Here is a 5,047-nt window from a genome sequence, read left to right on the forward strand (position 1 = left end):
CGCTAAGCGACTACCGTATCTAACAGGGGGCAACCCCCAACTACATCAGGCGTACTAGGGCTTAACTTCTGTGTTCGGCATGGGAACAGGTGTATCTCCTAGGCTATCGTCACTTAACTCTGAGTATTCTCAACTCAAAATTGAATATCTATACTGTATCAAGAAACCAAATCGTTGTCAATATGTCTCAGTTACTTTCTTTGGATAAGTCCTCGAGCTATTAGTATTAGTCCGCTACATGTGTCACCACACTTCCACTTCTAACCTATCAACCTGATCATCTCTCAGGGCTCTTACTGATATAAAATCATGGGAAATCTCATCTTGAGGTGGGCTTCACACTTAGATGCTTTCAGCGTTTATCCCTTCCCTACATAGCTACCCAGCGATGCTCTTGGCAGAACAACTGGTACACCAGCGGTAAGTCCACTCTGGTCCTCTCGTACTAGGAGCAGATCCTCTCAAATTTCCTACGCCCGCGACGGATAGGGACCGAACTGTCTCACGACGTTCTGAACCCAGCTCGCGTGCCGCTTTAATGGGCGAACAGCCCAACCCTTGGGACCGACTACAGCCCCAGGATGCGACGAGCCGACATCGAGGTGCCAAACCTCCCCGTCGATGTGAACTCTTGGGGGAGATAAGCCTGTTATCCCCAGGGTAGCTTTTATCCGTTGAGCGATGGCCCTTCCATGCGGAACCACCGGATCACTAAGCCCGACTTTCGTCCCTGCTCGAGTTGTAGCTCTCGCAGTCAAGCTCCCTTATACCTTTACACTCTGCGAATGATTTCCAACCATTCTGAGGGAACCTTTGGGCGCCTCCGTTACCTTTTAGGAGGCGACCGCCCCAGTCAAACTGCCCGTCAGACACTGTCTCCGATAGGGATAACCTATCTGGGTTAGAGTAGCCATAACACAAGGGTAGTATCCCAACAACGCCTCACTCGAAACTGGCGTCCCGAGGTCATAGGCTCCTACCTATCCTGTACATGTGGTACAGATACTCAATATCAAACTGCAGTAAAGCTCCATGGGGTCTTTCCGTCCTGTCGCGGGTAACCTGCATCTTCACAGGTACTAAAATTTCACCGAGTCTCTCGTTGAGACAGTGCCCAAATCATTACGCCTTTCGTGCGGGTCGGAACTTACCCGACAAGGAATTTCGCTACCTTAGGACCGTTATAGTTACGGCCGCCGTTTACTGGGGCTTCAATTCATACCTTCGCTATTGCTAAGCACTCCTCTTAACCTTCCAGCACCGGGCAGGCGTCACCCCCTATACATCATCTTACGATTTAGCAGAGAGCTGTGTTTTTGATAAACAGTTGCTTGGGCCTATTCACTGCGGCTGACCATAAGTCAGCGCCCCTTCTCCCGAAGTTACGGGGCCATTTTGCCGAGTTCCTTAACGAGAGTTCTCTCGCTCACCTGAGGCTACTCGCCTCGACTACCTGTGTCGGTTTGCGGTACGGGTAGAGTATAATTAACGCTAGAAGCTTTTCTCGGCAGTGTGACATCACTAACTTCGCTACTAAACTTCGCTCCCCATCACAGCTCAATGTTATAGATATAAGCATTTGACTCATATCACACCTCACTGCTTGGCCAGACACTTCCAATCGTCTGGTTTAGTTAGCCTACTGCGTCCCTCCATCACTATATACTCTAGTACAGGAATATCAACCTGTTGTCCATCGGATACACCTTTCGGTCTCTCCTTAGGTCCCGACTAACCCAGGGCGGACGAGCCTTCCCCTGGAAACCTTAGTCTTACGGTGGACAGGATTCTCACCTGTCTTTCGCTACTCATACCGGCATTCTCACTTCTATGCGCTCCAGCACTCCTCACGGTACACCTTCTTCGCACATAGAACGCTCTCCTACCATACCTATAAAGGTATCCACAGCTTCGGTAATATGTTTTAGCCCCGGTACATTTTCGGCGCAGGGTCACTCGACTAGTGAGCTATTACGCACTCTTTGAATGAATAGCTGCTTCTAAGCTAACATCCTAGTTGTCTGTGCAACCCCACATCCTTTTCCACTTAACATATATTTTGGGACCTTAGCTGGTGGTCTGGGCTGTTTCCCTTTCGACTACGGATCTTAGCACTCGCAGTCTGACTGCCGATTATATCTCGTTGGCATTCGGAGTTTATCTGAGATTGGTAATCCGGGATGGACCCCTCACCCAAACAGTGCTCTACCTCCAAGAGACTTAACATCGACGCTAGCCCTAAAGCTATTTCGGAGAGAACCAGCTATCTCCAAGTTCGTTTGGAATTTCTCCGCTACCCACAAGTCATCCAAGCACTTTTCAACGTGCCCTGGTTCGGTCCTCCAGTGAGTTTTACCTCACCTTCAACCTGCTCATGGGTAGGTCACATGGTTTCGGGTCTACGACATGATACTAATGCGCCCTATTAAGACTCGGTTTCCCTACGGCTCCGTCTCTTCAACTTAACCTCGCATCATATCGTAACTCGCCGGTTCATTCTACAAAAGGCACGCTCTCACCCATTAACGGGCTCGAACTTGTTGTAGGCACACGGTTTCAGGTTCTATTTCACTCCCCTCCCGGGGTGCTTTTCACCTTTCCCTCACGGTACTGGTTCACTATCGGTCACTAGAGAGTATTTAGGGTTGGGAGATGGTCCTCCCAGATTCCGACGAGATTTCTCGTGTCTCGCCGTACTCAGGATACTGCTAGGTATAAAGACTATTTCGAATACGAGGCTATTACTCTCTTTGGCCTACCTTCCCAGGTAGTTCTTCTATAATCTTTAAGTCCACGTTGCAGTCCTACAACCCCGAAGAGTAAACTCTTCGGTTTGCCCTCTTGCCGTTTCGCTCGCCGCTACTAAGGCAATCGCTTTTGCTTTCTCTTCCTGCAGCTACTTAGATGTTTCAGTTCACTGCGTCTTCCTCTACATTACCTTAACAGTAATGAGTGACAGGCATTACCTGCCGGGTTCCCCCATTCGGACATCTCTGGATCATTGCTCACTTACAGCTCCCCAAAGCATTTCGTCGTTAGTCACGTCCTTCATCGGCTTCTAGTGCCAAGGCATCCACCGTGCGCCCTTATTAACTTAACCTTATTTTGGTCTTTCGACCTAACTCATTAAATATTCACAGCGTTTCGGTTTATTTTCTTGTTACTATCTATATGTATTTAATTACATATGGAATTTGATATAGATATTCAATTTTCAATGGACAATACTTGAATCTTTCGATTCAATGGAGCCTAGCGGGATCGAACCGCTGACCTCCTGCGTGCAAAGCAGGCGCTCTCCCAGCTGAGCTAAGGCCCCACAAGACCTCTCAAAACTAAATAAGAAACTCAAGTACATTCCGTTTTTCCTTAGAAAGGAGGTGATCCAGCCGCACCTTCCGATACGGCTACCTTGTTACGACTTCACCCCAATCATCTATCCCACCTTAGGCGGCTGGCTCCAAAAGGTTACCTCACCGACTTCGGGTGTTACAAACTCTCGTGGTGTGACGGGCGGTGTGTACAAGGCCCGGGAACGTATTCACCGCGGCGTGCTGATCCGCGATTACTAGCGATTCCGACTTCATGTAGGCGAGTTGCAGCCTACAATCCGAACTGAGATTGGCTTTAAGAGATTAGCTTGCCGTCACCGACTCGCAACTCGTTGTACCAACCATTGTAGCACGTGTGTAGCCCAGGTCATAAGGGGCATGATGATTTGACGTCATCCCCACCTTCCTCCGGTTTATTACCGGCAGTCTCGCTAGAGTGCCCAACTGAATGATGGCAACTAACAATAGGGGTTGCGCTCGTTGCGGGACTTAACCCAACATCTCACGACACGAGCTGACGACAACCATGCACCACCTGTCACCGATGTACCGAAGTAACTTTCTATCTCTAGAAATAGCATCGGGATGTCAAGACCTGGTAAGGTTCTTCGCGTTGCTTCGAATTAAACCACATGCTCCACCGCTTGTGCGGGCCCCCGTCAATTCCTTTGAGTTTCAACCTTGCGGTCGTACTCCCCAGGCGGAGTGCTTAATGCGTTAGCTGCGGCACTGAATCCCGGAAAGGATCCAACACCTAGCACTCATCGTTTACGGCGTGGACTACCAGGGTATCTAATCCTGTTCGCTCCCCACGCTTTCGAGCCTCAGCGTCAGTTACAGACCAGAGAGCCGCTTTCGCCACCGGTGTTCCTCCATATATCTACGCATTTCACCGCTACACATGGAATTCCACTCTCCCCTTCTGCACTCAAGTTTGACAGTTTCCAAAGCGAACTATGGTTGAGCCACAGCCTTTAACTTCAGACTTATCAAACCGCCTGCGCTCGCTTTACGCCCAATAAATCCGGACAACGCTCGGGACCTACGTATTACCGCGGCTGCTGGCACGTAGTTAGCCGTCCCTTTCTGGTAAGCTACCGTCACAGTGTGAACTTTCCACTCTCACACTCGTTCTTGACTTACAACAGAGCTTTACGATCCGAAAACCTTCTTCACTCACGCGGCGTTGCTCGGTCAGGGTTGCCCCCATTGCCGAAGATTCCCTACTGCTGCCTCCCGTAGGAGTCTGGGCCGTGTCTCAGTCCCAGTGTGGCCGATCACCCTCTCAGGTCGGCTATGTATCGTCGCCTAGGTGAGCCGTTACCTCACCTACTAGCTAATACAACGCAGGTCCATCTTGTAGTGGAGCAATTGCCCCTTTCAAATAAATGACATGTGTCATCCATTGTTATGCGGTATTAGCTATCGTTTCCAATAGTTATCCCCCGCTACAAGGCAGGTTACCTACGCGTTACTCACCCGTTCGCAACTCATCCAAGAAGAGCAAGCTCCTCTCTTCAGCGTTCTACTTGCATGTATTAGGCACGCCGCCAGCGTTCGTCCTGAGCCAGGATCAAACTCTCATTAAAAAATTTAATAATTGTTCGAGCGTTAACTCATTACCGTCGTCTGACGATTTATTCTTGTAAATTGACAGGTTATAATTCTTCTATCATAACCCTGCACTTGGTTTCTTATTCAGTTCTCAAAGGTCT

At 49.3% G+C, this 5,047-nt stretch carries 1 tRNA gene and 3 rRNA genes; all 4 read right to left on the reverse strand.

Annotated elements, in window-relative coordinates:
- Position 1 precedes the first annotated feature (1 nt).
- Positions 2–117 (reverse strand): 5S ribosomal RNA (gene rrf / locus HMPREF1519_RS07210).
- An 83-nt stretch (positions 118–200) separates the two neighbouring features.
- Positions 201–3,100 (reverse strand): 23S ribosomal RNA (locus HMPREF1519_RS07215).
- Between the two features lie 146 nt (positions 3,101–3,246).
- Positions 3,247–3,319: transfer RNA gene (locus tag HMPREF1519_RS07220), tRNA-Ala, on the reverse strand.
- Positions 3,320–3,373: 54 nt separating this feature from the next.
- Positions 3,374–4,921: ribosomal RNA gene (locus HMPREF1519_RS07225) — 16S ribosomal RNA — on the reverse strand.
- Together the 16S, 23S and 5S rRNA genes with 1 tRNA gene alongside form the textbook arrangement of a ribosomal RNA operon.
- Positions 4,922–5,047 lie beyond the last annotated feature (126 nt).

Source organism: Streptococcus sp. SR4, assembly GCF_000517725.1.
GTDB classification, from domain to species: Bacteria; Bacillota; Bacilli; order Lactobacillales; family Streptococcaceae; genus Streptococcus; species Streptococcus salivarius_F.